Source organism: Maribrevibacterium harenarium, assembly GCF_006385675.1.
Classification (GTDB): domain Bacteria; phylum Pseudomonadota; class Gammaproteobacteria; order Pseudomonadales; family Marinomonadaceae; genus Marinomonas; species Marinomonas harenarium.
On the sequence record NZ_VFRR01000008.1, the window covers coordinates 59,503 to 86,424 of the forward strand.

24 protein-coding genes are annotated in these 26,922 nt (G+C 47.4%); 7 read left to right on the forward strand and 17 right to left on the reverse strand.

The window, feature by feature from the left end:
- Positions 1-87: 87 nt before the first annotated feature.
- Positions 88-813: a ribonuclease PH gene (gene rph / locus FJM67_RS06265; RefSeq protein WP_140587959.1), complete on the reverse strand. Its 726-nt coding sequence runs from the start codon at positions 811-813 to the stop codon at positions 88-90.
- A 152-nt stretch (positions 814-965) separates the two neighbouring features.
- Between rph and FJM67_RS06270 the strand changes: the two genes are divergently transcribed.
- The 3 genes from FJM67_RS06270 (at position 966) to FJM67_RS06280 (ending at position 3,780) form a co-directional block, all read left to right on the forward strand.
- Positions 966-1,832 carry a YicC/YloC family endoribonuclease gene (locus FJM67_RS06270; protein ID WP_140587938.1) on the forward strand — a complete coding sequence of 289 codons (867 nt, stop codon included), beginning with the start codon at positions 966-968 and terminating at the stop codon, positions 1,830-1,832.
- A gap of 351 nt (positions 1,833-2,183) precedes the next feature.
- Positions 2,184-3,440 carry a tyrosine-type recombinase/integrase gene (locus FJM67_RS06275; RefSeq protein ID WP_045610749.1) on the forward strand — a complete coding sequence of 419 codons (1,257 nt, stop codon included), beginning with the start codon at positions 2,184-2,186 and terminating at the stop codon, positions 3,438-3,440.
- 1 nt (position 3,441) lies between these two features.
- Complete coding sequence (locus FJM67_RS06280) at positions 3,442-3,780, forward strand: hypothetical protein (protein WP_140587939.1); 339 nt, start codon at positions 3,442-3,444, stop codon at positions 3,778-3,780.
- 132 nt (positions 3,781-3,912) lie between these two features.
- Here the strand turns inward: FJM67_RS06280 and FJM67_RS06285 are convergent, their stop codons facing one another.
- Positions 3,913-4,392, reverse strand: coding sequence for a PIN domain-containing protein (locus FJM67_RS06285; protein ID WP_140587940.1), 480 nt, complete (start codon positions 4,390-4,392; stop codon positions 3,913-3,915).
- Positions 4,393-5,445 carry a helix-turn-helix domain-containing protein gene (locus tag FJM67_RS06290; RefSeq protein ID WP_011149253.1) on the reverse strand — a complete coding sequence of 351 codons (1,053 nt, stop codon included), beginning with the start codon at positions 5,443-5,445 and terminating at the stop codon, positions 4,393-4,395.
- Between the two features lie 555 nt (positions 5,446-6,000).
- Here FJM67_RS06290 and FJM67_RS06295 point away from each other — a divergent pair.
- Positions 6,001-6,687, forward strand: coding sequence for a hypothetical protein (locus FJM67_RS06295; protein ID WP_140587941.1), 687 nt, complete (start codon positions 6,001-6,003; stop codon positions 6,685-6,687).
- A 198-nt stretch (positions 6,688-6,885) separates the two neighbouring features.
- Here FJM67_RS06295 and FJM67_RS06300 read toward each other — a convergent pair whose 3' ends face one another.
- The 12 genes from FJM67_RS06300 to FJM67_RS06355 all read right to left on the reverse strand — a co-directional run bounded on the left by FJM67_RS06300 (position 6,886) and on the right by FJM67_RS06355 (position 20,935).
- Positions 6,886-7,848, reverse strand: a complete 963-nt coding sequence (locus tag FJM67_RS06300; protein WP_025515185.1) for a reverse transcriptase family protein — start codon at positions 7,846-7,848, stop codon at positions 6,886-6,888.
- Positions 7,849-8,005: 157 nt separating this feature from the next.
- Positions 8,006-8,743, reverse strand: coding sequence for a hypothetical protein (locus FJM67_RS06305; RefSeq protein ID WP_140587942.1), 738 nt, complete (start codon positions 8,741-8,743; stop codon positions 8,006-8,008).
- Complete coding sequence (locus FJM67_RS06310) at positions 8,736-9,236, reverse strand: hypothetical protein (protein WP_025515190.1); 501 nt, start codon at positions 9,234-9,236, stop codon at positions 8,736-8,738. Before FJM67_RS06310 ends, FJM67_RS06305 begins: the two co-directional genes overlap by 8 nt.
- Positions 9,236-12,298, reverse strand: coding sequence for a type I restriction endonuclease subunit R (locus tag FJM67_RS06315; RefSeq protein WP_140587943.1), 3,063 nt, complete (start codon positions 12,296-12,298; stop codon positions 9,236-9,238). Before FJM67_RS06315 ends, FJM67_RS06310 begins: the two co-directional genes overlap by 1 nt.
- A complete protein-coding gene (locus FJM67_RS06320) occupies positions 12,298-13,380 on the reverse strand; it encodes a restriction endonuclease subunit S (protein WP_140587944.1) in 1,083 nt (360 codons plus the stop codon). The genes FJM67_RS06315 and FJM67_RS06320 overlap by 1 nt, the downstream gene beginning before the upstream one ends.
- Positions 13,381-14,883 (reverse strand): type I restriction-modification system subunit M, encoded by a 1,503-nt coding sequence (locus FJM67_RS06325; RefSeq protein WP_140587945.1) that lies wholly within the window; start codon positions 14,881-14,883, stop codon positions 13,381-13,383.
- Positions 14,880-16,346, reverse strand: coding sequence for an RNA-binding domain-containing protein (locus FJM67_RS06330; protein WP_140587946.1), 1,467 nt, complete (start codon positions 16,344-16,346; stop codon positions 14,880-14,882). The genes FJM67_RS06325 and FJM67_RS06330 overlap by 4 nt, the downstream gene beginning before the upstream one ends.
- Positions 16,339-16,968, reverse strand: coding sequence for a DUF4062 domain-containing protein (locus FJM67_RS06335; RefSeq protein WP_140587947.1), 630 nt, complete (start codon positions 16,966-16,968; stop codon positions 16,339-16,341). Before FJM67_RS06335 ends, FJM67_RS06330 begins: the two co-directional genes overlap by 8 nt.
- A complete protein-coding gene (locus FJM67_RS06340; RefSeq protein ID WP_140587948.1) occupies positions 16,965-18,464 on the reverse strand; it encodes a type I restriction-modification system subunit M in 1,500 nt (499 codons plus the stop codon). The genes FJM67_RS06335 and FJM67_RS06340 overlap by 4 nt, the downstream gene beginning before the upstream one ends.
- The gene (locus FJM67_RS06345; protein ID WP_000617363.1) at positions 18,461-18,691 is read right to left on the reverse strand and encodes a helix-turn-helix domain-containing protein; all 231 of its coding nucleotides are present in this window, start codon (positions 18,689-18,691) and stop codon (positions 18,461-18,463) included. Before FJM67_RS06345 ends, FJM67_RS06340 begins: the two co-directional genes overlap by 4 nt.
- 272 nt (positions 18,692-18,963) lie before the next feature.
- A complete protein-coding gene (locus tag FJM67_RS06350) occupies positions 18,964-20,706 on the reverse strand; it encodes a DUF927 domain-containing protein (protein ID WP_140587949.1) in 1,743 nt (580 codons plus the stop codon).
- Positions 20,693-20,935, reverse strand: coding sequence for a helix-turn-helix transcriptional regulator (locus FJM67_RS06355; RefSeq protein ID WP_007146785.1), 243 nt, complete (start codon positions 20,933-20,935; stop codon positions 20,693-20,695). The genes FJM67_RS06350 and FJM67_RS06355 overlap by 14 nt, the downstream gene beginning before the upstream one ends.
- Positions 20,936-21,328: 393 nt before the next feature.
- On the opposite strand from FJM67_RS06355, the gene FJM67_RS06360 reads away from it, so the two are divergent.
- Together FJM67_RS06360 and FJM67_RS06370 are read left to right on the forward strand one after the other, a co-directional pair.
- A complete protein-coding gene (locus tag FJM67_RS06360) occupies positions 21,329-22,642 on the forward strand; it encodes an ATP-binding protein (RefSeq protein ID WP_140587950.1) in 1,314 nt (437 codons plus the stop codon).
- Positions 22,643-23,229: 587 nt separating this feature from the next.
- A complete protein-coding gene (locus FJM67_RS06370; RefSeq protein WP_140587952.1) occupies positions 23,230-23,682 on the forward strand; it encodes a helix-turn-helix domain-containing protein in 453 nt (150 codons plus the stop codon).
- Between the two features lie 475 nt (positions 23,683-24,157).
- Here the strand turns inward: FJM67_RS06370 and FJM67_RS06380 are convergent, their stop codons facing one another.
- Both FJM67_RS06380 and FJM67_RS06385 read right to left on the reverse strand, forming a co-directional pair.
- The gene (locus FJM67_RS06380; protein WP_140587953.1) at positions 24,158-25,372 is read right to left on the reverse strand and encodes a type II toxin-antitoxin system HipA family toxin; all 1,215 of its coding nucleotides are present in this window, start codon (positions 25,370-25,372) and stop codon (positions 24,158-24,160) included.
- On the reverse strand, positions 25,365-25,706 hold the full coding sequence (locus FJM67_RS06385; RefSeq protein ID WP_140587954.1) for a helix-turn-helix domain-containing protein: 342 nt from the start codon (positions 25,704-25,706) through the stop codon (positions 25,365-25,367). The genes FJM67_RS06380 and FJM67_RS06385 overlap by 8 nt, the downstream gene beginning before the upstream one ends.
- 346 nt (positions 25,707-26,052) lie before the next feature.
- Here FJM67_RS06385 and FJM67_RS06390 point away from each other — a divergent pair.
- Positions 26,053-26,922 (forward strand): ATP-binding protein (locus FJM67_RS06390; protein ID WP_140587955.1); only part of this gene is annotated, 870 nt, incomplete at its 3' end.

Here is a 26,922-nt window from a genome sequence, read left to right on the forward strand (position 1 = left end):
TCAATCCAAACAAAATGCGCAGCCTAGAAACTAGACTGCGCATTTTATTGGACTATCTGGTGATAGTCCGACTAACCGATGGAAAGGCTACTTCGCTTCGCTAAACAACGCCTGACGTTGTAGCTCAATAATCTCGGCAATACCCTTACGGGCCACGGCCAACATACCTAGCATATGCTCATCACCGAAGGCGGCACCTTCTGCCGTAACTTGGATTTCGATAAAGCCGCCTTTATCGTTCATGATCACGTTCATATCCGTTTCCGCGTTGGAGTCCTCAGGGTAATCCAGATCCAATACAGGCACGCCTTTATAAACGCCCACTGAAATGGCAGCGATCTGAGTCACAATGGGATTTTCTTTGATTTTCTTCGCTTCCACCAAAGTTTTCACCGCATCCGCCAGCGCCACAAAGCCACCTGTAATAGAAGCAGTGCGGGTGCCACCGTCAGCTTGAATCACATCGCAGTCGATGGTGATGGTGTTTTCACCCAATTTTTTCAGGTCAATCGCCGCACGCAAAGAGCGGCCAATAAGACGCTGAATTTCCACGGTACGACCACCTTGCTTACCTCGGGCCGCTTCACGATCCATACGACTGTGGGTAGAACGTGGCAACATACCGTATTCCGCCGTGATCCAACCTTGGCCTTTGCCTTTCAAAAAGCGTGGCACGCCAGGCACCACAGAGGCGGTACAGATTACTTTGGTATCACCGCACTCGATAAGCACAGAGCCTTCCGCATGTTTAGTAAAATTGCGGGTGATTTTCATCGGACGTAACTGATCGGCTGCTCTACCGCTAGGACGCATACTTGTCTCTCTTTGTTGATTCATGAAGTCATTGGGCACCGATTATAACGAACCCTGACAAAATTGCCTGCCCCTAACCTGACGTTCATCACCCCATTGGGGTACACTATGCCCCGTTTTTACACGTCACCACTTAAGCTAAGGGAAACTCTATGACCGCAAGCATGACCGCCTTTTCACGCCAAGAAGCCGTTTACGACTGGGGCACCATCAGCTGGGAAATCCGCTCGGTCAACCAACGCTACCTAGAGCCACACTTCCGCTTGCCAGAACAATTCCGTGAATTGGAATTTAGCTTCCGTGACGTACTACGCAAAAAACTCAACCGCGGTAAAGTCGAGTGCCAGCTGCGCTTCCACGGGGAAGACATGGCCGCCAAAAGCCTAAATATCAATGCGGAAAACGCCCAAGCACTGGCTAACGCAGTCAAACAACTAGGCACATGGTTCGATGGCATCAGAACCCCTTCACCGCTACAGATTCTGCAATGGCCCGGCATCCTCAGTGATGACAGCGCCGACGCCGATGAAATGAAAAAGGCGGTGGTCGCCCTCTTCAACAAAGCCGTCGACGACATGATCAGCGTGCGTTACCGGGAAGGGGAACAACTCAACGCCATCATCATCGAGCGCTTGGACGCCATCGACGCCATCGTTGCCGATGTGAAAGCGAAGCTACCGACCATCATCGCCGCGCAAAAACAAAACCTACTGGATAAGCTCGAAGCCGCCAAAGTCGAACTCGACCCCATGCGCGTGGAAGCGGAAATCGTCATGCTGGCCCAAAAAGCCGACGTGGCCGAAGAAGTGGATCGCCTCGCCACTCACACTAAAGAAGTGCGCCGCCAACTCAAAGAAAAAGGCCCCATTGGCCGCCGCCTAGACTTCCTTATGCAAGAGCTCAACCGGGAAGCGAATACCCTTTCATCTAAATCGATAGTGGTTGAGACGACCAATAGCGCGGTGGAATTGAAAGTGTTGATCGAACAGATGCGGGAGCAGATTCAAAACATCGAATAGGTTTTTCACCCGTCCAAGAATGTCTTAAAAGCCCTGTTATTTGCTTGTAAATACAGGGCTTTTTTATTTTTCTCGTCCAAATCGGTTTGCAGATGTCCGTTACCAGTTGCTGTTTAAGTGGTGGGCAAAATGGTGGGCAGGACCTGTTTTTTTGACTCAATAAGCAAAAAGTCAAGGTATCTGGTGAGCAGATTTTTGCATCTATCTCACCACCGCCTTATGCCATCCCCACTTATCGTGCTGCTTGCAGATTGTTCAATCACTCAACTATCGAACCAATCGATAAACAAACAGTGGTGGGCAATGGTGAGCAAATTTTAACGATTTCTTAGGAATATAGAGTAACAAACGATGGCAAAACTAACCGCAACTCAGGTGCAATCTTATGCTCGCACCGCAGCAGCAAACAAAAAATACAGTGATGGTAATGGCCTATATTTTTGCGTAAGAAAATCTGGCATGCCGTATTGGATGCTAAGGTATACCAGCCTAAACGGACGACGAGAAGCCACGCTCGGTCAATATCCAAGTATGACCTTAGCAGAGGCTCGACTTGAATCGTCTAAAATGCAGCTACAACTTCAGCAAGGTGAAGATCCATTAGCAATTCGCGCTATTGAAACCATCCCAGAGATCCAAAATGTCAGCCAGCTGTTTCAAGACTGGTATGCCAAAGACTTAAGTCGCCGGTTAAAGCACCCCAATATACCCAAACGTGTTTTTACCAAAGAAATTGCACCAGTGATTGGTCAACTTCCTATCCAAGCTGTGCGGCCAACACATGTGCGCGAAGTATTAGAGCGCATTCGAGAAAGTAACCGCCCTACCATTGCCAACGATACCTTGATGTACATGAAGCAGCTGTTTCGGCATGCGATAAAGCTCGACTTAACGCTGAACAACCCAGCCGCAGCATTTACCGTGGACGATGCAGGGGGCGTGGAGTCCAGTAAAGACAGGATGCTTAGCAAAGAGGAGATTCACTACGCCTTTAGCGTGTTTCATACCCATATCAATAGCTTTGGCCGCGACAACTACCTCGCTTGCTGCCTGTTTTTGGTATTGGGTGTACGCAAAAGCGAACTGTGCGAAGCCATGTGGCGTGAAATGGATTTAACCACAGGCGTGTGGGATCTGCCCAAAGAACGCAGCAAAACCGGCGTGCCAATCAGCATTCCCTTACCACGCCAAGCCATTGCTTGGTTTAACGAGTTGCAAATCCGCGCTTGTGGCTCGCCTTATGTTTTCCCAGCCAGACGAGCAAGCCATCGTCCACATATGGGGCCAGATACGCTAAACCGTGCCATTTCTAAGCTCTTTGGTCGCGAGCCTGGGCGCAAAAAACAGCCTCCCAATAAAATGGGCAAACTTGAACACTTTACCGTACACGATTTGCGCCGCACCTTTCGCAGCCTTGCCGCCTCTTTGGGCATTGCAGGCAACGTAGCCGAACGCTGTCTTAACCATAAGCTAAAAGGCGTTGAGGGTATCTACGACCGCCACGATTACTTTGAAGAGCGCCGAATTGCCCATCAAACCGTGGCTGATGTGGTTGAACCATTGGTGAACTTTGAGCCCGCTTCACAACACCACACAGGAGGGCGCTAACATGCAATTTATGATGCGACTTGCCCCCATTACCTTTCCAATCACCATGCTGGCATGGCTTGGTTGGTGTATTGGCATTGCCTTACTCGAACAACCTCATGGTATAGGCTACGCACTTACTCGGTATTGCCTGATGACATTGGTGGTACTCGCTCCTTGGCTGACGCTAAAACTCACGTTCTACGTGATTGTCAGCCTAGGACGCAAACTGGGACTCATCCCGCCTGCACGTCCAACGCACAGCTTGGGGTATGAAGAATCACTCTATTGGTTCAGAGTATTGGCCTTCTTCGATGGCAAACGCAGCCGCATGCCGAAAAGGCCCATCAGGCGAAACTAACAATCCCCCATTTGCTCACTTACCGTGGGCAGTTGGGACAATGGGGCAACACTTGATATGCCGAGCTTCAGAGGGTGAATAAGAGGGATGTGAACCGCCCCAAGGAATGGGGCAATCGGGGCTTAGCAAAGTTTATAATTGGGTTAAACGCTGTTTTGCAAGCGCCCAAGGTAAGCGACGACCAGCTTTTGCCATTTTATCGTAGGCAGCTTGAGCTTCTTCAACTGACAATACACCATGGGTGACGAGCTGCTCAACAACCCATAGCGTACCTTGAACTATTATCGCTTCTTTTTCAGCCGCCTTCCTAAGCGCCATATCCCCAGTTAGCAATGGACACTGTTCTTGTTTCGCCAACGCAAGTGCAAAGCAATCGTTCATGCTAGGGCCAGCATACTTTTGCCTCAGTTCAAATGAGTACATCATAGACTCAGGGCTTAACTCTCCCAACAACAACCCTAACTCGAGTAAATAACCATGTTGATCGCTTAGCTCCTCGTGGAATAACACATCTGGAACTTTGAACTGGTAAGGCAAATTGAAAAAGACGCCTAATAATTGGCCTTCTTCGAGATCAATGAGGATATTGGCATCACTGATCAACAAATACATTTAAACAGCCTCAGCCAACATTTGGCGTTGCTTATGCAATGCCATTACTGACATCTGTAACAGCTCAGCGGCTTTCGATTCACTAACAATTCCCTCTGCCAATGCACGATAAACCAACTGCTCAAACAATAATGTCTGCTCTTGTGGATAAGGATTCCCAGGCTCTTGCTTACGCCAACCGTTTTTTGAGAACTGTATAAATATTTGGCGTTTTTTCTCTTCGGTGATCACACCAAGGTCGGCACTGCGATACAAACAAGCTGCCATGCTTAAGCCATATTCGTGTTTCAGGAAATATAGCTCTTTGGGGTCTACGTTCGAACGTCGCTCTCCTAGATGCTGAAAAAGGCCAACTTCGGGCAGTAAAAAGGCAGAAGCAAAGCGGTTGCAGGCCATCTCTTCGTCAAGGGATTCATCGAGTAAGCCATGTAAAACAAGGTGGCCAAGCTCATGCGCCAATGTGAACCGCTGGCGGCAACCAGGCCAATGAGAAGACACAACAACAATTGGCTGTCCTGATATTTTGGCTTGTAACCCATCAAATTTATCGGCTTGGGGTACGTTACTGACAATCACCAAAATACCTTTAGACTCAAGCAAGTCGATTAAGTCTGGCAATGGATTCATACCTAACTGCCAATCAGTACGGACTTTGGCGGCAACCTGCTCTACTGCGTCTAAAGTACTTACAACAGGAACGTCGGGGTGGTAGTTAAAACTCGCTATCGGGAAGTTTGGCCATACATTTTTAAGCGCTAACCAGCGCTCGGCTTGGTCAACCACATCGGACTCAATCTTCTTTAGCAACTTAGCTGAAGCTGAGGCTTTTTTACGATACTCCACCTCACCCAAAGTCACCTGTGCTGGGCGAAAGAAGTATTCAGTACGAACCGACAAAGCCGTCGCCAATTTAAGTAAAACTCCCGACGAAGGCATACTCTGGTCGTGCTCGTATTTTTTAACCATGTTGGCACTAATACCAACTTGCTCACCCAAGGCCTGCATCGACAGGCCAGCGGCTGCACGGGCTCGTTTTATGCGCTCTCCAATCATACAGACCTCTGGTTTATAAAAACTAAGATTATTTTAAAAATATAAACCAAGTTGGCGTTTTTGTCGATTGGTTTTACAGGGCAATCATTCGCGTGTTCGCGCACACACGTCCCCATGCCTTTACCCCCATACGCCAAAACCACTATCCGTTTGGCTTTTGGATCGAAACGCCAAACAGGGAAATTAGCCCATTTACTGTTTGGCTTCTCGATTGAAATCCAACGCTGCTAAGCCTTGCCGGTACTGGCTCAAAGCAAGGTTTGGCACTTTTTGTACCCTAAACCAACCTCGGCATCAAAGTACAAACCGTTTGATTTTTTAAACCCAGAATGCAAACGATCGTTTGGCGTCTGGATTTTTTTGCAATAGCCAAATGCTGCCAAACAGAGCCGCATTGGACGATATATTTCAAACAGTTAGCCGCGCACAGGTCATCATAAAAAACTGATTTGACTGATTAGTTTGATGGCCATTTCTTTCATCTAATTCACCACCGCGTCTGCACCCGACCACTGAAAATAGACGGCATGAAAAACCAACAAGGTGATAAGTGACGTGTTATGGGCAAGTGGTAACGATTGGGATAAAGAATGGATACAGCAGGTGGTCGCTTTACTGGTTGGGCATGGCGCATTTACCCTCTACCCAGCATTAAGCCAGTGCGATAATGCAGCCGAACGCCTAACCCGCTGGCTGACCTATCAGTTACCGCGCGTTAAACAAGCGCACCTAGGCTGCCCGATTCACCAATGGCTAAATAGCATTGGCGCACAAGTGATCGTAGAAAAATGGCAAAGCCCCGAGCAATGGCCAAACCTCTATTGGCTACCTTTACCTGAGGTTGATGGCCACCCGCAAGGCGGCTTGGTTTTGTTACCGGCACATTTGTTACCGGTATATTTGGATTACACGAGCCAAACCAGAACATTACAAGCAAACACACCGGCCAACGCCTGTATTTTTTGGTGCATCACGCCTTTGTCTAAAACAGGAAAGCGCGCTACCTTGCACCCCAAACAGCAAAACCGCGCCTTTTGCCTGCCCAGTTCGCCAGAGCAAATGGGCAAATCATGTACGGGGTTATTACTGAGAGGTTTTAGAAAGGAGAGCCAAAAACGAAACGGCAACGTGATCAGCCACCAGATAAACCTAGCTCTACTGCACCACCTTTGTGGGCCGGAGAATGATGTGTGGTTGAAAGCGAATTTTGGTGCCATAACTCATTACGGTACCAAAAATTAGAAGCCTGAAAAATGAGTAACCCCTCACAGGGCGCTGATCTAACGGGTAGCGGGAGGGGTGTTGTTGGTGCGATTTTAAAATCAAAAGTATCAAATAGCTCGATGTTTTTGCCTAGAGCGTTCTCTGTTAGGTTTTTACTCAGGCTATCGATTGAACTATCCGCAACTTCCGGGTGACACCTAGCAATAATAAACTGAATTAATTTTCGTTTTTGCTTGCAATAAACTCCGCAAATCGCAGGTGCCCTTTCAACCTAGGTAGATCATCTTCAGATACTTTACCTTGCTCGACCATGTGGCGAAATGCTCGGATCTTATTTCTGTAACCTTTAGTTAGAGTGATTTTATCTTCTTTAACTAACAAACCATGAATTTTCAATCGCTGACCTTTTTCAGAGTCTGCAAAGTAGGTTTTATTCTTATTGAGTGAAAATGTCGTCCCTTCGAAGATAGCTTCTAGTTCAGTGGGAAGCGCCTCCTGAAATACGCCCTTTCCAGAGAAAACAATATCATCAGCATAACGAGTAACCTGCAAATCATATTGGTTCGCAAGTTCTTTCAATTGCTTGTCGATGTCCTTCATAACAATATTTGATAGAACGGGGCTAGCAGGCGAACCTTGCGCTAATTTAAAGTTAAGTGAGCTAATGTCAGCTAGTAGTTGAGCGGCATCTTTTGAATACCCTACGCTTTCCAAAGCATTAGATATTTGAAAGGTTGAAATAGACGGAAAAAAATCTTCAATGTCTACAGAGTAGACCCACTTAGCACCTTGATGAATTTTAGCTGCATCCGCAAATGACTTTCCTTTCACGAAACCACATACATGAGATTCAAATGACACAGCGTTACTTAAGTGTGCACCAAACCACTTTTGCACTACTTTTAGGGCTACTCTAGGCGAGTGGATCGTTCGAACTTTCTTACCTTGTTGGATCTTAAAGCTTCGATAAAACTTGTGCTGCTTTTTAGACAAGGCATAGACAAAATCAAGAGAATAACCAAACAACACCGCTAAACACGTTTCTGATACAACGGGAGGGAGGGACTTATCAACTAAGCTCTCGATTTGGTCGCCATTGTTCTCACGATGCTTCTCTGGAAGAGCATCTAGGAATTTACTTAGGGAATTAAAGGAAACTAGGAGCGGCGCGGCATTCATGACACTGTACTTTTCAAAAAATTTACAACGATGGACAAACGTCCAGCCGGGCGAAGCACGGATGGACGTTTGTCCATCGGTGTTTCTGTGTCTAGCCTTCGCAAACGGGCATGATGCACACCCTCGCGACAATTCTTCGCCGCTCCGTTTTTGCATTTCACCATTTTCGTCTTCCTAAATCAAGCGCTCTCACTATGTCAGAACTGTTGCGGCTTGCTATTTTGGGCAGCAAATTCAGGCCTAAAGCTGTCATTGCATAAGTTTCTGTATCACGTTCTCGAATAAGAAATTTTTTCTTAATCAACTTATCGAGTTGTTTATTTAACCAGCCTATTCGTAATGCTGGATAATCCTTAGACAAAAAGTCATATAGATTGTCCAGTTTTACTGGTTGAAACTTTTTGGTTGTTGTTAATATCTCGATTAATGATGGCAATTCAACTTCGTCCCATTGAAGTGCCTGTAACTCTATATGAGCAGGTGTTAGAACCGCCGTTAAAAAGGCTTCAACAGCTTCCTTTTTTGAATTATCTACAAACTCTGAAAGTACAATTGTTGCACTCACACGATGTGCATTTAAAAAAGAAATACGAGCGTCAGTGATGATGTCTGGAAAAGTGCTTTTCAGTAAAGCGACGAAGCCTTCACCGACTTTTATCAGACTATCCGCATCCAATAATACAATCTCAGTACTGGTGTCGAACTCTATTTTTAATTTTCTCTGTAGGTTATTCAGCTGTTTTAGAGATACAAATCCCTTTTGCGCTTTATCACTGACCTTATCTTTCGGTACATACAGCACTAAAATCCCATCAGACGCACGTACAATGAAATCTGAAATACAGTATTCGGCTCGTATTCCGTCAAAGTTTGAGATCGCGGGTTGTTTAAGCAAGGCCTATCTCCTTCCAGATACGTCTGAGCTTTGCACAATGCCTCTCAGCTTGGGTTGGCCATTGGCGAGCGGTCGTCAATTTATGAGTTTTCAGGTAAATGATCTCACCAGTTTTAATTGTTTTAACTTCAGGCTCATAATCCGCCAAAATTCTTGCATCATATGCAAGCTTCAACAACTGAGCTAATTCATTTCCTGTAACATTCAGGTCTCCTAATAACCGGCTCTCATCACCTTTGTCTAGAAGACCTAATTTGACTTGTTGTTTCAATGCCGCTTTTGCAGGCTTACGTAATCCAGTTTTCAACAAGTTTGGTATTTCCGCATGCGCTGTACCTTTCCAATTAGGTTGCATATATCCAAGCGTTTCTCTTGTGATAAGGAAAGCGGCATAGTAGTAACGGTTGAACGCACTTCGCCCCAACAAATCTGCGTTGTTAGGGTCTGCGTCGCTTAGCGCTAACCTTTCAAGTTCACTACCTACGTATTGCATCAATAATGCTCTTCTATATACCCATATGCCTTTTGGAACAGCTCTTTGTCTTTGCCTAAGCCAAACTGAGCCAATGTTACCAGCAGCGCCTTTTGGATTTCGCGCGGGCCGCTGTTGGAGTTTTGCCAGCCTTCAAAACGGGTGGCTTTAACGATCTTGTCGATCTGCTCTACCACATCGCCGATTAGTTTCGGCGTGGTTTCTGGTCGGGTTTCCAGGAAGAGTTTGGTTAAGGCCTGTTTGTTGTCTTCTTCGGTCACCACATGCTCGCCAGTTTCGCGTTCGGCTTGTACCGTGTCTTTGGCGGCGTCTAACAGGCCTTTTAACCAGTCGATAGCTTTGATGACACCGGCTTCGTAGTCTTGGCGCAGTTTTTCTAAGCGTTCACCTAACTCGACAAACTTAGGGTCGTTACTGCCACGCAGGCGGCCCATCAAGTCAATTTCGAGGCGCTTCGCGCGTTGCTCTTGTTCTTTATCCGTCAGGGTAAAAATGGCGTGCTCATCCATGATCAGCTCGTCGATATCATCGCGGATGCGGTTGATGTCGGTATGCTCGTGGATCATCTTGATGGTTTCTGGGCCGAGGGCAGCCCACACCAAAGCGCCGGTTTGGCCGACTGGGCGCACCGATTCGTAAATCTGTGCCAACCATTTATAGTCTTTGCGATACGGGGCTAAGAAGGTGTCTGGGTTAATGGCCGACCAAAGCTTGGCTAACACACCAAAGCTCGCGGCGAACTCATCGCGTTTTTCATTAGTTGGCAAGCACTCTTGCGCCGCCATAATGCCTTCGAAACCTTCCAAGGAGCGGTCAACACCCGGGAAAAAGGATAAACACTTGTCTAACTGGGCGGGTAATAATTCTTTAAAGGCTTCAATGCCTTCTACCACGCCGTCAATTTCTTCCGGGTTGTAGGCCAGCGCGGTGCGCAGGTTTTCAAACACGCCAAGGTAATCAATGATGAGGCCCATGTCTTTGCGCACATCGTCTGTTTCGTACAAGCGGTTGGTGCGGCACATGGCCTGTAGCAGCGTGTGGTCGCGCAGCGGTTTATCTAAGTACATGCAATAGCAGATTGGCGCATCAAACCCGGTAAGTAACTTGGCGGTCACGATGATCAGCTGCAACGGGTGCTTAGGGTCTTTAAAGCTTTCGATTAAGTCTTTCTGGGTTTGGTCTTCGGCATCAATCTGCTGCCAACGTTCAAAATCTGCTTGTTTAATTGGCAACTCTAGATCGTCGTGCCACTTACGCCAGTCTTTATTTAGCTTGTCTTTTTTACCGCCTTCTTCGGCTTTTACCGGTGCCTGGTCGACATTCATCACCACTTCTACGGCATCAAAGCCGAGCTTTTCGCCCAGCAAGTAGTACATCTGCACGCAGGCATCGCGGTCGTATACCACCACCATGCCTTTCATCTTTTTCGGCTTCACGTGGCTGGTAAAGTGTTCGGCAATATCATTGCTGACGGCGGCCATGCGTTTAGGCGCTTTGAGCATCACTGCTAATTTGCCCGCGCGTTTAGACAGAGCCGCTTTTTCCTCGTCGTCGAGATTATTGTCTTTGGCGAGCTGTTCAAACTCTTGGTTGATGGCATCGCGGTCTACCCGTAGTTCTGCCAAGCGTGGCTCAAACTTCACTGGGTTAGTGGCGCCATCGCGTATCGACTGCTTGTAGCTGTAGCGATTCATGTAGCGGCCGGGGTCTTCTTCGGCACCGAATAACTTAAAGGTATTGCGGTCGATACCCGAAATTGGCGTACCCGTTAAACCATAGAAGTGCGCTTGTGGCAGAGCCCAGCGCATTTTCTCGCCCAAACCACCTTCCTGCGTGCGGTGCGCTTCGTCCACTAACACAATTATGTTATCGCGGCTGTTAAGGCCGTTGGGATTGCTGTCATCAATCTCGACATCTTTAAACTTAAAGATGGTGGTAATCAAAATGCCACGGCTGTCTTGCTCAATATGCTCACCAAGCTTTTTGCAGCTTTGTACTTTGATGAGGTTTTTAACGTCGGCACCGCCAAAGGTCTCGTTGATTTGGCTGTCTAGGTCACGGCGGTCTACCACAATCAATACGGTGGGGTTTTTCAGGTCATTATCTGCGCGGAGCATCTTGGCGGCGTAGAGCATTAACAACGATTTACCCGAGCCTTGGAAATGCCAGATAAGGCCTTTCTTCGGGTAGCCTTTGCGCACACGCTCTACTATTTGCTTGGCTGCTTCAAACTGGGGGTAACGCGGTAGAATTTTAATGCGCTTGGGTGGCGTGTTCTTACCGGTTTTAACCGTTGAAAATAGCGCGAAAGATTCCAGCAACTGCAATAAGGTTAGCGGGTTTAACAAACCCTCGCAGCTATTCAGCACCGATGCCAAGCCTGGCAAAATGTCATCGCGCAGGTCGGTATTGTGCCATGGCCCCCAATCTTTCACTCGAGCGTTGATGGCACCATAAGCAAAAGTTTTACCTTCACTAGCAAAACACAAAAGGTTAGGTACAAAGAAGGGCTCTACGTTTTTCCAGTAGTGCTTTTTACCGCCCATAAAATCGGCAGCACCGTCTTGCCAGGTAACACTGGGGCGAGTCGCCGTTTTCACCTCGCCCACCACCAAAGGAATACCATTCACGTAGAGCACGATGTCAAAATAGACTTCGGTAGCCGCGATATAATGCACCTGCTGTGACACCACAAATTGGTTGTTGGCTATATTGTCGAAATCAATCAGGTTGATGGTGATATGGTCGCCATTCTCACCAAAGGGTAAGGTCTTTTCGGCCATTAACCATTCATGAAAGTTCTCATTGGCTTTTACCAAACCAGTATGGCGTGCTTCCAGCACCACGCCGCGCAGCTTGTAAATCACTTCATCAGCATAATCGGGTTGTTTGGCAATATCGGGATTTAACGAACACAAGGCGTCTTTAAGCCACTCATCAACGAAGATATCCTGCGCTTGTTTGGGCAGGTTTTCACCGTGGCAGTAAGTCCATTTTACGCCGCTTAACCCCTTTAAGCGGTCAATAATTCCATTTTCTGTGACGGTTTGTTCGTTAAACATTATGCGGCCCTATTTAGTAATGCTTTCTTAATGTTTTTTAGGGATGTTGTGTGCTTATTGAGACTATCAATTTTCAATTCGACTCCCTTCAGCAGAGCAACGATAGAATCCTGTTCTGATTTTGAAGGCCAGAGTTTAGTAACAGCATGAATATCATTCCTATTTAGAGTGGGAACGCCGGTTCCTGTTGCATACCTCTCCAACTTCATGCACTCCAAGAAGTACTTTACGTATTCAGGGTTATTTCCTTTAAAGTCTTTTACGTAAAGCGAGGTATTCAAAGGCCAGTACTCTTTATCTGTATAAAATACTTTACCAATAGTTCCGCTTCTTCCTGTGATTACACCAGGACCACTAACATCAGTTTCGTTATGAAAGCCATTTACGCCGTTTGATCCATAAATTGTTACGTCACCTTCAATACGGTCTTGAGTGGGCAGATCAAATCCTCTTTGAAGCTCAAATACGTCTTTGATTTTTATTTTTTTCCAATTTTTACCATTCGACGGTTTAGTCGTATGAATTGTTTTGATTTTATCTAAAAACGCTGAAAGTGAATCTGTAGCAGCAGATGAGCTTAATAATACGTCCTCCAACTTAGCGAGGATGTACAACAATCTTCTTTGTTCTGCCAAATCTGGAAAAGAAAATGTTTGTCGCTCCAGCACCTTCCATTTGATGGTTGGAGAAAGAGAGCCCTCTGAAACAGCCACTGCCCGATTCATAAAAACATCTGACTGCATAAAAAATGGCAAAAATTCAGGTATGACATTTTGAGGATTCGCCTCAAGCACCATTGCATGTGCCGAGCAAATACAATCCCAGTCTGCCACGGCCACTTTGCGTTGATAAGCGCGGCGCTTGCCAAAAATGATTTGCCCTTTCTTTACCAATAGTTTTTGGCCTGCAACATCACTGGGCACACCGTGACGTTTTATTTTTAAACTATCTGGGTCCAAATGTTCTAGGCCAACATAGATTTCAAGGTCAGTTTCACTGGGCTCGACACGCTTGGAAATATGCTTAGCGATATCGCCAAACTTCACCATTTGCCAGCCATCGGGTAATTGTTGCTCTGTCATTTACTGCTCCACCTTGCTAACTTCAGTCTCAAACCCCAGCTCAGCAAGGCTTTGGAATAACTTATTGGTCTGCTTTTTCAATTGCACCCGGCTAACTTTCCATGCCTCGATGGCATGTTCAATATCGTGCACTTCGCCATTGTTTTGCGCTTGCACATAGAGCGGTATCGATAGATTGTAGAGATTCTCTTTAAGGGTATCGATGTCCACCAACGCGGTAATGTCGCTCTGCTTTTCTGGTGTAAAGTAAGCCTCGCATAACACGGATAAATCCTCATCCGATAAGCGGCTGTGGGCGCGCTCTCGGGTAACGTGTTCTACGCCATTGATAAACAACACCTTGTTTTTACGCTCGGCGGGTTTATTGCAATTAAGCACCACCACGCAGGATTCCATCGGCGAGTTGTAAAACAGATTTGGCCCAAGGCCAATCACTGCTTCGATAATGTCGGACTCAATCACTTGTTTACGAATGCTTTGCTCGGAATCGCGGAACAACACGCCGTGTGGCCAGAGCATGGCGGCGCGGCCTGTATCGGGTTTTAGGCTTTTAATGATATGGGTGTAAAACGCATAATCGGCGCAGCCTTGCGGTGGTACGCCGTAGAGGTTGCGGCCATAAGGGTCGGCGGCAAACTTATCGCGGTTCCACTTTTTAATCGAATATGGCGGGTTAGCGAATATCACATCAAACTGCTTGAGCTGGTCGTTTTCAATAAACTTGGGTTCCGCCAGGGTATCGCCGCGCAGCACATCGAATTCTTCAATGTCGTGCAAGAACATGTTCATACGCGCAATGGCGGAGGTGAGCAGGTTTACTTCTTGGCCATAGAGGTGCACAGACCTCCATTCCTCACCGTGAGTACGCAAATCCATCACTGCGTTAAGCAACATACCACCAGTGCCGCAGGTAGGGTCATAAGCAGTTTCACCGGGTTTTAAGCCCATGATGCGGGTCATTAAATGCACCACGGTACGGTTGGTATAAAACTCAGCAGCGGTGTGGCCAGAGTCGTCGGCGAATTTTTTGATTAGGTATTCGTAAGCCTCGCCCAGATCATCTTGCGCAACCGACTTAATACCCAGCGGAATTTTACTGAAGTGCTCAATGAGGTCAGATAACAGGTGATCGGGCAGGCGTTCTTTGTTGGTCCACTGGGCATCACCAAATACCCCATGTAAGCGCGGGTTGTTGGCTTCAATTAAACGCAGTGCGTTTTGAATGGCTTCACCGATGTTTTTGCTGGTGTGGCGCACCTTTTCCCAGCGGGCTTCCTTGGGAATATCAAAACGGTGGAACATGGGCATGGCGGCGTATTCGGCATCGCCTTCATGGATCTCCAAGGCTTCGGTGTATTCTTCCAAATACACATCCGACAGGCGCTTATAAAATAGCAGCGGGAAGATGTACTGTTTGTAGTCTGAAGCGTCGATTTGGCCGCGTAAAAACTCGGCGGCGCCCCAGAGCAAATCCTCTAATTTTTTCTTATTTAATGCGCTCATGATGTCTTCTTATCGCTTAGTTGCTGCTTTAGCTGCTGGCCAAGCGCTGTTAAACGGTATTTTTGGTTACGGCTGGTTGGCTTGTCTGGAATGGTCATTTCTACCAAGGCTGGGGTGATCTCCAGCGCCGGTTTTAAGTAGTGTTTACGGAAATGCTCGGCGTTTTTCAGTGCCATTAATGCCATTAATTCGTCGCGGCTGTGCTCTTGGCTCATGAGGCTGATCATCCGTGCGACTTCCGTGTTGACTTCCGTGGTGACTTCCGTGGTGACTTCCGTGGTGACTTCCGTGGTGACTTCCGTGGCGAACAGGGTCAAAGTCACACCGGAGCTGCTGTCGGAGTGCCATTTGGGCGCGGGTAGGCCCGCTGCTTTGCAAGCATATTGGATCACCACACTGCCGCGGCCAAGCTTTTCCATGTAGCCTTGCAGGTATAAGCCGTGGGCAATGTCTGGGTTACGCAGTACCGAGATATGGCCTTGCTGAATTTTGTGCTCGTCGATGCCTTGCGGAAACGCACCTGAGTTCCATATTTTCAGATGCGCTGGGCTAACTTCTACCTTAATGCCGCCGGCAAAGTTGCTGTAATCGCGGTGGGCAAAGGCGTTGACAATGGCTTCGCGTACCGCTTGTTCTGGGTACATGGGGATGTCTTCGCGCTGATTATTAGCGCTGCTAAAGCGTGCGCGCGATGGCGTATTACGCATCACAAAGGTAATCAGCTGCTCGATCACCTCGGCCATTGGACCATCGAGGTGCTGTAAATCCTGATATTCGTCGTCGGCCTTATGGCGATAACACACAGCACGCACGCGGGCTTGCGGATGGCGTTTACCCGGCGCACTGGCCAATAATAGATCGGCGGCATTGGTTAAGCGGCCGTATTTGGCCAAAGATAACAATTGCAACTGGTGCAGTAAGCCTTGTTCGGCTTGCGCGACTTCTTTGGGAATGCGTTTGGCGGATAGCAGTTTTTTACAAGCGCTGGCTGATAAACCTTGTTCGTCGAGTTCAGACGAGAACAAACGCTCCCAGCGGGTAGGTTCTACTTGCTTGCGCATAACCATGTCGCGGATGGTATCAACATCGGCTTTTTGGGTTTGCTCGCCGGCACGTATGTAGATGTCACTGTTAAAGGCGTAGGGGATGTCTTTGCCGGCAGGCACTTCGATCACTAATAACTGTTTGTTTTCGACTTGCTGTACTTCTACCGAAAACAGTACTGGCGGTTGAATGGCCGATTTAAGCTGGCTTTCGAGCTGTTCAGCCACTTGTTCGGCATACTCTACGCCCTTGATTTGGCCGTTATCATCGACCCCACATAGCAGGTAACCACCTTGGGTATTTAAAAAGGCACATACTTGCGGACCGCAGTGTTTTAACTCGCAGCTTGTAAGGTATTCAAGGGTTTGATTTTCGCCCAGCGACAATAGTTGCTTGAGTTGTGCGGCCGTTTTACTCATGGCTTGCTCCTACTGAGGCGCTCACTTGACTGACATTTTGAAAATGTTCGGTCAGGCGCTGCTCTACGTCTTGATAGCGAGAGAATTGCGCAACCACAAAAAGATTGGCGTCGTCGTCGCGATCGAACTTTTGCACCCAGTTGCCTTGGCGATCATCCAGTGGCAGTTGTTCCATGGTGGCGTCTTCGTATAAGTCGATCACCTTAATATTGGAAATGGACGCTGCACCTTTGCGCAGTGTCAATTCTGAGCGCTGTTCTTGGGTTTTGTAACCTAAATCCATTAATAGACGGCGGGCGAAGACGACTTGATCGTGCGCTAAAAACCAGCGAGGTTTATTGAGCTCGATGGCTTTTTTCATCTCTTTATGGGTAATCGATAGGCCAGTTGCATCAACGCCACTACCGTATTGCGGGGTAATGATGCCTAAAAACAGGTCGCATTTTTCTACTGCTTTTAAGCAGCTTTCGAAGGCGGTTTCGTTAGACGATACCGGCACTGTGCCTTTATGCGACATCCAAACTTCATAACCAAAGGTAGTTAGTAGCGTGTATACGCGGTCGAGCAGCTCTTCTACGCCATAAACGGTGGATGACACCATCACCGTGAGCTTTTTGCTCATAATTCAAACCCTTCCTTGATCAACAGTGATTCCAGTTCATTTTCGGCTTGCTCCAGGGCGGCCAGTTTTTGTTGGAAGTCTTTTAGCGCTTCTTCCACTGTGATGGTTTCTTCTTCCAGTGGTTTTTGTACATAACGCGCGATATTGAGGTTGAAGTCGTTTTCTTCAATCTCAGTTAACGCTACCCAGCGCGCAACGCCTTCGATTTCTTCGGCTTTAGGGCCTGCGGCTTCTTGCTGGCGATAGATGTTAAAAATTTCGTCGGCTTGATCATTAGACAAGGTATTTTGCGCACGGCCTTTGGTGAAGATTTCTTCTGCATTAATGATCAGTACGTGATCTTGATGATCGGCTGGGCGTGATTTGCGCAGCACTAAAATGCAGGCAGGAATGCCTGTGCCATAAAACAGGTTTGACGCCACGCCGATGATGGCTTCGATGCGGTTTTCTTGCAGCAGCTTGGTGCGGATTGCGCCTTCGGCCCCACCACGAAATAGTACGCCATGTGGCAATACCACTGCCATGCGCCCTTGCTCGTTTAACGAGGCAAACATATGTTGCACCCAGGCAAAATCACCGTTGGTTTTAGGTGCTAAACCATATTGTTTACGGCCATAAGGGTCGGCAGACCAGAGATCATAGCCCCATTCTTTGAGGCTAAATGGCGGGTTGGCGATTACACAATCAAAGGTTTCTAAGCGATCATTCACCAAAAACTTCGGCTCGCGCAGGGTGTCGCCGCGAACGATGTCAAAATCTTCCTGACCATGTAAAAACAGGTTCATGCGGGCAATGGCCTCGGTGGTGAGGTTCTTCTCCTGGCCTTTGATTTTTAGCAAACGCGGATCACCGCCGTTTTCTTTAACGTGGTGGATGGTTTCCAGTAGCATGCCGCCGGTACCACAAGCCGGGTCGTAGACGCTTTCACCCGCTTGCGGGTCTAGGATGTTAACCATTAAACGAACAATGGTGCGCGGGGTATAGAACTCACCGGCCTTTTTATTAGCCTTATCAGCAAAGCGTTTGATGAGGTATTCGTAGGCTCGGCCCATATCATCGTCGCGAACAGACGCTACACCCAGGTTCACTTTGTTGAAATGGTTAAGCAAGGTAGCTAAGAGTTCATCCGACAGGCGTTCTTTATTGGTCCAGCTGGCATCGCCGAATATGCCGTGTAGCTTTGGGTTAGCCAGTTCTATACCGCGAAACGCATCTTTTAAGGCTTGGCCTATGTCTTTAGTTTCGGCAAAAACGTCTTTCCAGTGGCACTCTTCTGGGATTTGAATACGGTGAAACATGTCGCCTTTGGCAAGCTCTTCATCGCCCACTTGTTCCATGGCGTCGATAAATTCCTCGTCGTACACATCGCAAATGCGCTTAAAAAAGAGGATCGGGAAAATGTAAGTCTTGTAGTCCGATGCATCGATAGGCCCGGTAATAATGTGGGCTGCATGCCATAGGTGTGCTTCGAGGTCTTTGATGTTAATTAGGGTCATTTTGTATTCTCATTCACAGCGGAGGCCGCAGGCGATTTTTCGAGTAGTTCGTGTATATCGCAGTTAAACAAATCGCACAGCTTATCTAATGCCTCTAAGTCCACCTTAAGCGCAGTTTCTTTGTACAGTAGCGTGACGGTGGTACGGCTGAGGCCGGTTTCACGCATCACGTCGCTAATGCGCATTTTTCTCTCACCCATTAATCGGGCTAGGTGGCAGCGGATCATGCTCTCTCCACGGTGTTTTCTTAACCATAAACTTGGGGATTTTTCACTGTTGCTTACCCTACCACGATTATGATTATTCTCAACTTATTTGAGTTAAAACCAAATAATTGAGCGTATTTGTTATTCGTTCGGTGCCGGTTGTTGGTACGCTGGCGGTTCACGGGAATGCCTCTGGCGGTATTGTCTGCCTTAGCCTTTAATCCTCGCCCAGCCTTTAGGTTGACTGGCGGTGCACTGCAAGGCGACAAGCCTACATAGGATTCATCGCCTTTTTAGTCATCCAAGATGCTGCCTTTAACACAGTACATGCGTGGGCGGGTGTTGTCGGGCAGGCTGACTTTGCGCTGTGGTCGGTTGCCATCGGGGATTAAGTAGCCTGCGGCCATCAGCGCTTTGGCGGCGCGATCTGGGCTTAGGCCTTCGGTGGCTTCACGCCAGCCAGTTGGGTAAAACAGGTAGAGGGTTTGTGGGCCGGTGACATCTATCCACCCTGCTCGTTGGCGTACTTGGCTGCTGTAACCAATTTGTTTAGGCGTAAAGCGGCTTTCGCCATGTTGCTCAATAAAGCTGCGCACTTGGCGAATGGCTTGTTGATCTTCATTGGCGGCTACACCACCGCGAGCAAGTATCCATTGGTTAAGCTGGCTTAAACAGGCGGCTTCGACACTTTGGGTTGGCCAATCGAGCACCTTGGCTTGAATGGCTAACAGGCCTGCGCTAGCCAGTAAGGCAAACTTTTCGGCTACTCGGCGCACTTGGCCGTCAGCCTCGGTTGGTAAGCTAGCTAAAAAACGTTGGCGTACGTTTTGGAAAACGGGTCGCACCTGTGCGCCGTGCTGCGTTAAATACCGTAACCAGTCCAAGGCCAAGCTGCCGTAATGTTGGCGACTTTGCTGTTTAAGATGATCGGCTAAATCGGCGGCGCTCATACCATGACTCTGGTTAAACACGCCCATTTGCGCTCCGGCATCGGCACTGAGATCAATCACGCGCACTTGCTGGCCGGCTTTTACGCGCTTGCCGATACTGGCCAGATGGCTTTCGAGCGTCACTTCACCAGTAGATAAAAACACTAAACGCCAACGGGCGGGTAAGCGCATTTCACCGTATTTGCCTGCACGGGTTTTACCTTGGCCATTGGCAAGCATATAAGCGACATCGCCCGCCTCTTTTGGGTCAACTTCGCCCATTTCATCGAGCGCCAGCAAGGCATCGTTATGGGCCAACGCAGTGCCTTCTAAACCGTTGGCCGTGGCACGCCAACTGTGGCGCAGTTGATTAGGCTCGCCCCACACCGATAATGCCGGATACAGCGCCGCAGTTTTACCAGAACTGCTGGCACCGTAGAGGTGTAAACCAAAACCATCCACCCCGCACAAATGCAACAAAGGCGCAGCCAGCGCAGCACAAACACCAACAATTAATAGCGGGTTATCCAGACAATAACGGCCAACGTGCTGCCGCCAACTATCGCTACTACCTTGTTGAATAAAGCCTTCTATCGGGTGCATGGTTTGCAGCACCATACGCAGGTTGTTGCTGTGTTCGCTTGGGTAAAAGGTGAGGCGCGGATGCACATAAGCGTGGTAATGCCAGCCAATGCAGTTCACGCTGATGGCCTTTTGCGTGGCCAGTTCGCCCATTTGTTGAATAAACAGGGAGAGCAACTGCCGCGCTTTGACACTGTTGCTTAGCCGCATACCTCGGCTGAGTAGGATTCGGCGGTACTCGCTGCCGTCTCCGGCCAATAGTTCTGCTGGCATAGCCCAGTAGCGATGGCGATTGTCATCGTCTAGCCAGTGCAATAAATAGCCGTAGTTGTCCCCTTGCGGATCGCGGGTACGGGCGGCCACTTGCAGCCAAGAGCAAATTTTAACTGGGCTATCTTGCCCCGTTGGTTGCATCACCAGCCAGTTTTGCGCGTTATAGGCAAAACCAGCCGGTAATGTTGGCATGTTGTTATTTATCTCATTGGCAGGTAACGGGGTTGATACTGATGGTTTATCCACGGCCATAAGCAGCACCGATACGGCGGGTTTCAATCCACTGGTCGATATCGCTTTCTAACCAGCCCACGGCACGCGCACCAATACGAATGGAACGTGGAAATTCACCGTTGGCCATCAGGGCATAAATGGTGCTGCGGCCAAAGCCTGTTTTGGCCTTTACCTCGGGCAAGCGCAAAATCCGCTGCTGACGCGCTGGGTGTGTTGATGTGGTGGATGATTGTGTAGTTGGGTTCATCGTTTGCTTCCTCACTGATCTGTTAAGTTCAGTTAGGAGTTTGCCAGTACTAAACGGACGCAGTAGGCAGATAAATGCCCAGATCGTGCAGCTTTCTGAGGGTATTGCTAACAACCTGCCCCAGAATTGACATAATGCCCCAAGTCATAAATACCGTATGGGCAGGGTTAGTGTGTGCCTAAGTGGCGTGAACTAAGGCTTTGCCCAGACCGCCCCAAAAGCCCAAGGGATGAGTGCCAAAAGCTTTCTCAAAAAGGGAAAGTCTTGCTCAATTAGAACGCCACAACACTTTTACGCGCATAAAAATGTAAAATTCCGCACTTTTCTGCGCGTAAAAGTGTAGACTGAGTTATACTACAGGCAGTTAACAGTCTTAATTGGCGGGAAATGACAATGCAGCGCAACTTACTCAACGCCCTAATAGCATGGAAAAGTCAACCTGTGCGCAAGCCATTATTGATCGATGGCGCAAGACAAACAGGTAAAACCTATCTACTGCAAGAGTTGTTTGGGAATACCTTTGCCAACATCCTTCGTATCGACTTCCTTGAAAACCCAGCTTACAAAGAAGCGTTCGATGGCTCGTTGTCACCTGACGAGCTAGTAATGAACATTGAGTTGTTAACCAACCAAGCGTTCAATCCAGACACCGACTTGCTGATATTAGATGAAATTGGCGAATGTGAACGAGCCGTAACTTCGCTGAAGTATTTTGCCGAAAAAGCACCGTCCTATTTTGTCGCAGCCAGCGGTTCAAATATTGGTTTGCTCAACACCTTCCCTGTGGGCAAGGTAGAACAATACAATTTACGACCACTGACCTTCCAAGAATTTATTTACGCATCCAACGAGCAAGCACTGATCAAAGCATTTGATAGTCAAGCAAGCACACCGGCGGTGCACACTAAATTGATGGATAAACTAACCGACTATTTTTTTACCGGTGGTATGCCGGAAGCCGTTTCTGCTTGGTATCAGTTTAAGGATTCAAGCATTCTAGAGCGTGTTGAAAAAGTCACAAAAATTCATGCCGATTTAGTTGAAGGTTATCGCCGCGATTTCGGTAAGTACGCGGGCAAGGTCGATGCCACACTGATTGAATCGGTGTTTAATAGCATTCCAGCCCAGCTATCACTTGTCAGCGATGAGTCAGTTAAACGCTTTAAATTTAAGCATGTGCATGAGCGTAAATCTCGTTATAGCGATTTTGAAACCGCGATCCATTGGCTTAACTGCTGCCGCTTAGCTTTGCCAAACTACCCTATTGAAGGATTACCTAAATCTCCGTTGGCGGCCTATAAAAAAGACAATATGGTTAAACTATTTCTGTTTGATGTGGGCCTGCTCAATCATATGCTGGGCAGCAGTTATAAAGAGATTACGCAACAAAACTATGAATACAAAGGCTATGTGGCTGAAAACTTTGTGCAACAAGAGCTCACAGCTATTGGCGTTGACCCAAGCTATTCATGGAATGACGCCCGCGCCGAAATCGAATTTATTTTGGCGACCGATGAAGGCGATATCATCCCTGTGGAAGTCAAAAGTGGTAAACGTACAAGAGCAAAATCGTTGGCATCCTACGTTGAAAAATGTACTCCAAATAAAACCTTCAAGTTAACGGGTACACAAGGCTCTTCAGCGTTAGAACAAACCAATATCGTGATGCCTTTGTATTTCACGCAGTATTTACCAAAGAGGTGGTAAAAGCGCGTTGCCTAGCCCCGAAGGTCTACACAAAGTTACCTTAGGGATAACAATTTGTAGACCTGATGCTTACCATTCGACACTCAGTCTTATCTCTCTTGGATACCATAGTATCCATATTGAGCTTACTTCTATTAAAATGGACATCATAATGTCCATTTCAGGCTAAGTGAGCTTTCTGCTGACTCATTACTATCGCGTAGAACCAGTGAAAAAATGGCAAAGCTATGTTGACGGAAATCGTGCTCGATAAAGCCCTTCAAAACTGCTATGTTTTAGCTCTAACAGCAGCATAAAAACGGCGCTGTTTTTCCATTGCTAACCACTAAGATTTAGTAAAAGCCATAGGCAAGTGGTGGGCAGTTTGGTGGGCAAACAGGCATTTTTGAACGGTTTCTTTTCGATAACTCGTTGAGTTTGTTAGGTTCTAGGCCGCTACTCAATGAGCAGATCCAGAATATAGAATAACTCGACTTTCCGGCCCTTGGTTTCAGAGCGCTTTTACTTGTTTCGAATAGTTCGAAAAAGATTGCTTTATATTGCTCATTTGCGAATAATTCAAATATACCGCAACAGGAGGCTAAGCCATGCAAACACAGAATCAACTCCCTTCGGCAGAAGAAGCTGCACTGGCAAAACTCTGCAGCCAGGAGCTTGCCGCCATTCTGGAAACTAAAGAACAGGTACAAACTCTATCGGTTCAGGATCAGAGCGGGGAAACTCACTCCGTCAATATGCCGGTCAGTGCCCTGCGTATGCTGGTGGATGTATTAACCGAGTTGGGTGTAGGCAATACCGTTAAGCTGGTGCCGATTCATGCGGAGTTGACCACTCAAGAAGCGGCTGACCTACTGAACGTCTCCCGCCCAACACTGATAAAACTGCTGGATGATGGTGAGATTCCTTTCCACCGTTCCGGCAATCGCCGTAAAGTACGCTTTGCTGATCTGCAGCACTATCAGGAGACCTTGGAAAAGAGCCGCCTGAATACCCTAGAAGAGCTCACAGCTCTGGATCAGGAATTGGGGCTGGGTTACTGATGAGTTCTAACTATACCGTCATCTACGATGCCTGTGTCATGTATCCGGCACCGCTTCGCAGCCTGCTGATGCGCTGGCGCGATACAATCTGAAGGCGATTCATCCTGATGACTTTATTTCCGACCTGATAGAACTCAACATAGCGGCCGTGATTGATGCTGTACGCAAGCATCGTGGCGGAATGAAAAATCCACCATTTTCAGCTGATGAGTATCTGGATCTGCTTTTAAAGCAGAGGCTCCCGGAAACAGCATCCAAGCTTAGACCGCTTTCAGTGATGCTCTAAATATGCGTTGTAATCCCCCCGAAAAATGATTGGGGTTTTGAGTAGAGAGTTTTATGATCAATGTATCAGGAGCGATCTACGAAAAAAATCACGTTTTACCGAAAGTCAGATCATGGCAATTTTGAAGCAGCATGCAGCTGGGACTATATTCCCACATACAACCTAAAACAGGGAATAAAATCCTTCTTTCTAACGTAGCGGTATTCCTCTTAAGTGCTCTTCAATGGCTGCAATCATGAATTTGGTCAGTGGCAAGTGCGCTTTTTCTTTGGCCCATAATTCGTGGAAAGCCGCTACGGTTTGCTTGGCGGTATCTACTACAAGCTTTTCCGGCAGCATAGCTTTAGCGGCGAGGTGTGATAATTCGTCTAGGGTAAAGTCACTGAACTTCTTGCTGCGGCTAACCTTGAGTGACGCACTATCATCAGGGATATAGGGAATGGTCGAGACAAAGTCATAAGCAGGTGCAATCGATGCTGCGCGCTTGTCTTTGTAAATCACAGACCAATTCTTCAGATGCATATCCGCATTGCCAATTAGGGTATTGAACACCAATCGACGCGTAAATTCTGCAATGTCTTCGTCTTGACCTTCGATGCCGATAACCTGAGCAATATTGCGCATACTGGCTTTTTTGTATTTATCTTGAGGATAGACGCCAAACACTTGCGCAAAATCTTCAATATGTACGGCTTGATCTCCTGCACGATCAAAGCGCTTGATCACAAACGCACTGTCACCAAATTTACCAATACCATCTGGGATATTAGCAATCTGGTTAATCGGGAGTAGCTGCGTTTCTGGCACATCCATCCCCAACATGCGAGCCAATTCCATCATCGAATATTCATTTTCTGGCACAGCGTCAAAGCGAGACGATGGCAATTTCACAATCCAAGAGCCACCTTGACCGGTTGCTGGAATAGTCAAACCACCGTTTGCCTGTTGTACAGCTGAAAACTTCAACTGAACACCCGCTAATGAAAAACGCATTGGAACATCTATTTTCGTTTCTTCGTCAATGTCTTGATGCACATTAGGCGGCAGCGCTTCGCCATCAGCAGGTTCAACCGTGATCGCACCTGCTAAATCTTGTCCTAACACCCACAATAGAAAAAACTCCCGCGCTGGATTCACTCCGGCACGCTCTGCCAGGTAATGACGCATGGTTTCTTCTGGCAAAAGGTTAGAGAAAAACGGAGTTAACTTGGTTTGGGTCGGTTTAAAATTAGTCAGTAAGCCACCCAGTGCATCTTTAAAACCCAGCCCTAACACGGGCCGTGATTCATCATGAATGTACGAATCCATAAAGGCAAAAAGCGTTCTGTCATTGCCCACGTTGGTGATCGTTGCTATGGGTTCGCCATAGAGCAACACGTTGAGCGTAGAAACATGATTAGTCATCGTCGTCTTCCCCTAACTGATATGCCGGTGACATCTGCTCAGCTTCATCGTTGATACCATTATTGTTTGGCCCGTTATGATAAGCACCTTGGCTGCTTCGAATGATCGACTTGATGGCAGGAACTGACTTTTTAGGCGCAACCAATAGCTCTAGGTCGAGTACACGGGCAAGTGCAATCAAACTGGATATTCTTAAATCAACACCGCCAGACTCGATTTTCGAAATATGACTTTGCGGCACCCCCGAACGCGCGCTTAACTCTCTTTGGCTAAACCCCTTGCGTACCCGAGCTTCTCGAAGACTTTCTAGTATCTGCTCTGTTACATAGCTCATTTCGATACGCCTTAATGAATCAATTAGGAATAATTATATACAAAAACATATCAATCACATCCCACGAACACAAGAATGATTAGCTATTATGTATCGCCAACCACTTCTTGATATACAATTATAGATAAACCGTAACGCGCGCGCTCACTTACTGTGAGCAGATGGGACAATGGGGTAGTAATTAAAGAAGAAAGATAGCTATTAAGGGGCTGATTTATACTCAACCAGAACCCGTTTACACTTTTATGCGCATAAAAATGTAAAATTCCGCACTTTTCTGCGCGTAAAAGTGCATGCTAGGTTATAGTATAGGCAGATTATCAATCTTGATAGGCAGGAACTAACTATGCAGCGCAATTTACTCAACGCTCTAATAGCTTGGAAAAACCAACCTGTACGCAAGCCATTATTGATAGATGGCGCTAGGCAAACGGGTAAAACCTATCTGCTACAAGAGTTGTTTGGGAATACCTTTGCCAACATCCTGCGTATCGACTTTCTTGAAACCCCTGCCTACAAAGAAGCGTTCGATGGTTCACTGTCCCCAGACGAACTATTAATGAACATTGAGTTGTTGACCAATCAAGCCTTCAATCCAGAAACCGATCTGCTGATATTAGATGAAATTGGCGAATGCGAACGCGCCGTTACTTCGCTTAAGTATTTTGCCGAAAAAGCACCGTCCTACTTTGTCGCAGCCAGCGGCTCGAATATTGGTTTGCTCAACACCTTCCCTGTAGGCAAGGTAGAACAATACAATTTACGACCACTGACCTTCCAAGAATTTATTTACGCATCCAACGAACAAGCACTTATCAAAGCATTTGATAGTCAAGCAAGCACACCGGCAGTGCACACTAAATTGATGGATAAACTAACCGACTATTTTTTTACCGGTGGTATGCCGGAAGCCGTTTCTGCTTGGTATCAGTATAAGGATTCAAGCATTCTAGAGCGTGTTGAAAAAGTCGCAAAAATTCATGCCGATTTAGTTGAAGGTTATCGCCGCGATTTCGGCAAGTACGCGGGCAAGGTCGATGCCACACTGATTGAATCGGTATTTAATAGCATTCCAGCGCAGCTATCACTTGTCAGCGATGAGTCGGTTAAGCGCTTTAAATTTAAGCATGTGCATGAGCGTAAATCTCGTTATAGCGATTTTGAAACCGCGATCCATTGGCTTAACTGCTGCCGCTTAGCTTTGCCAAACTACCCC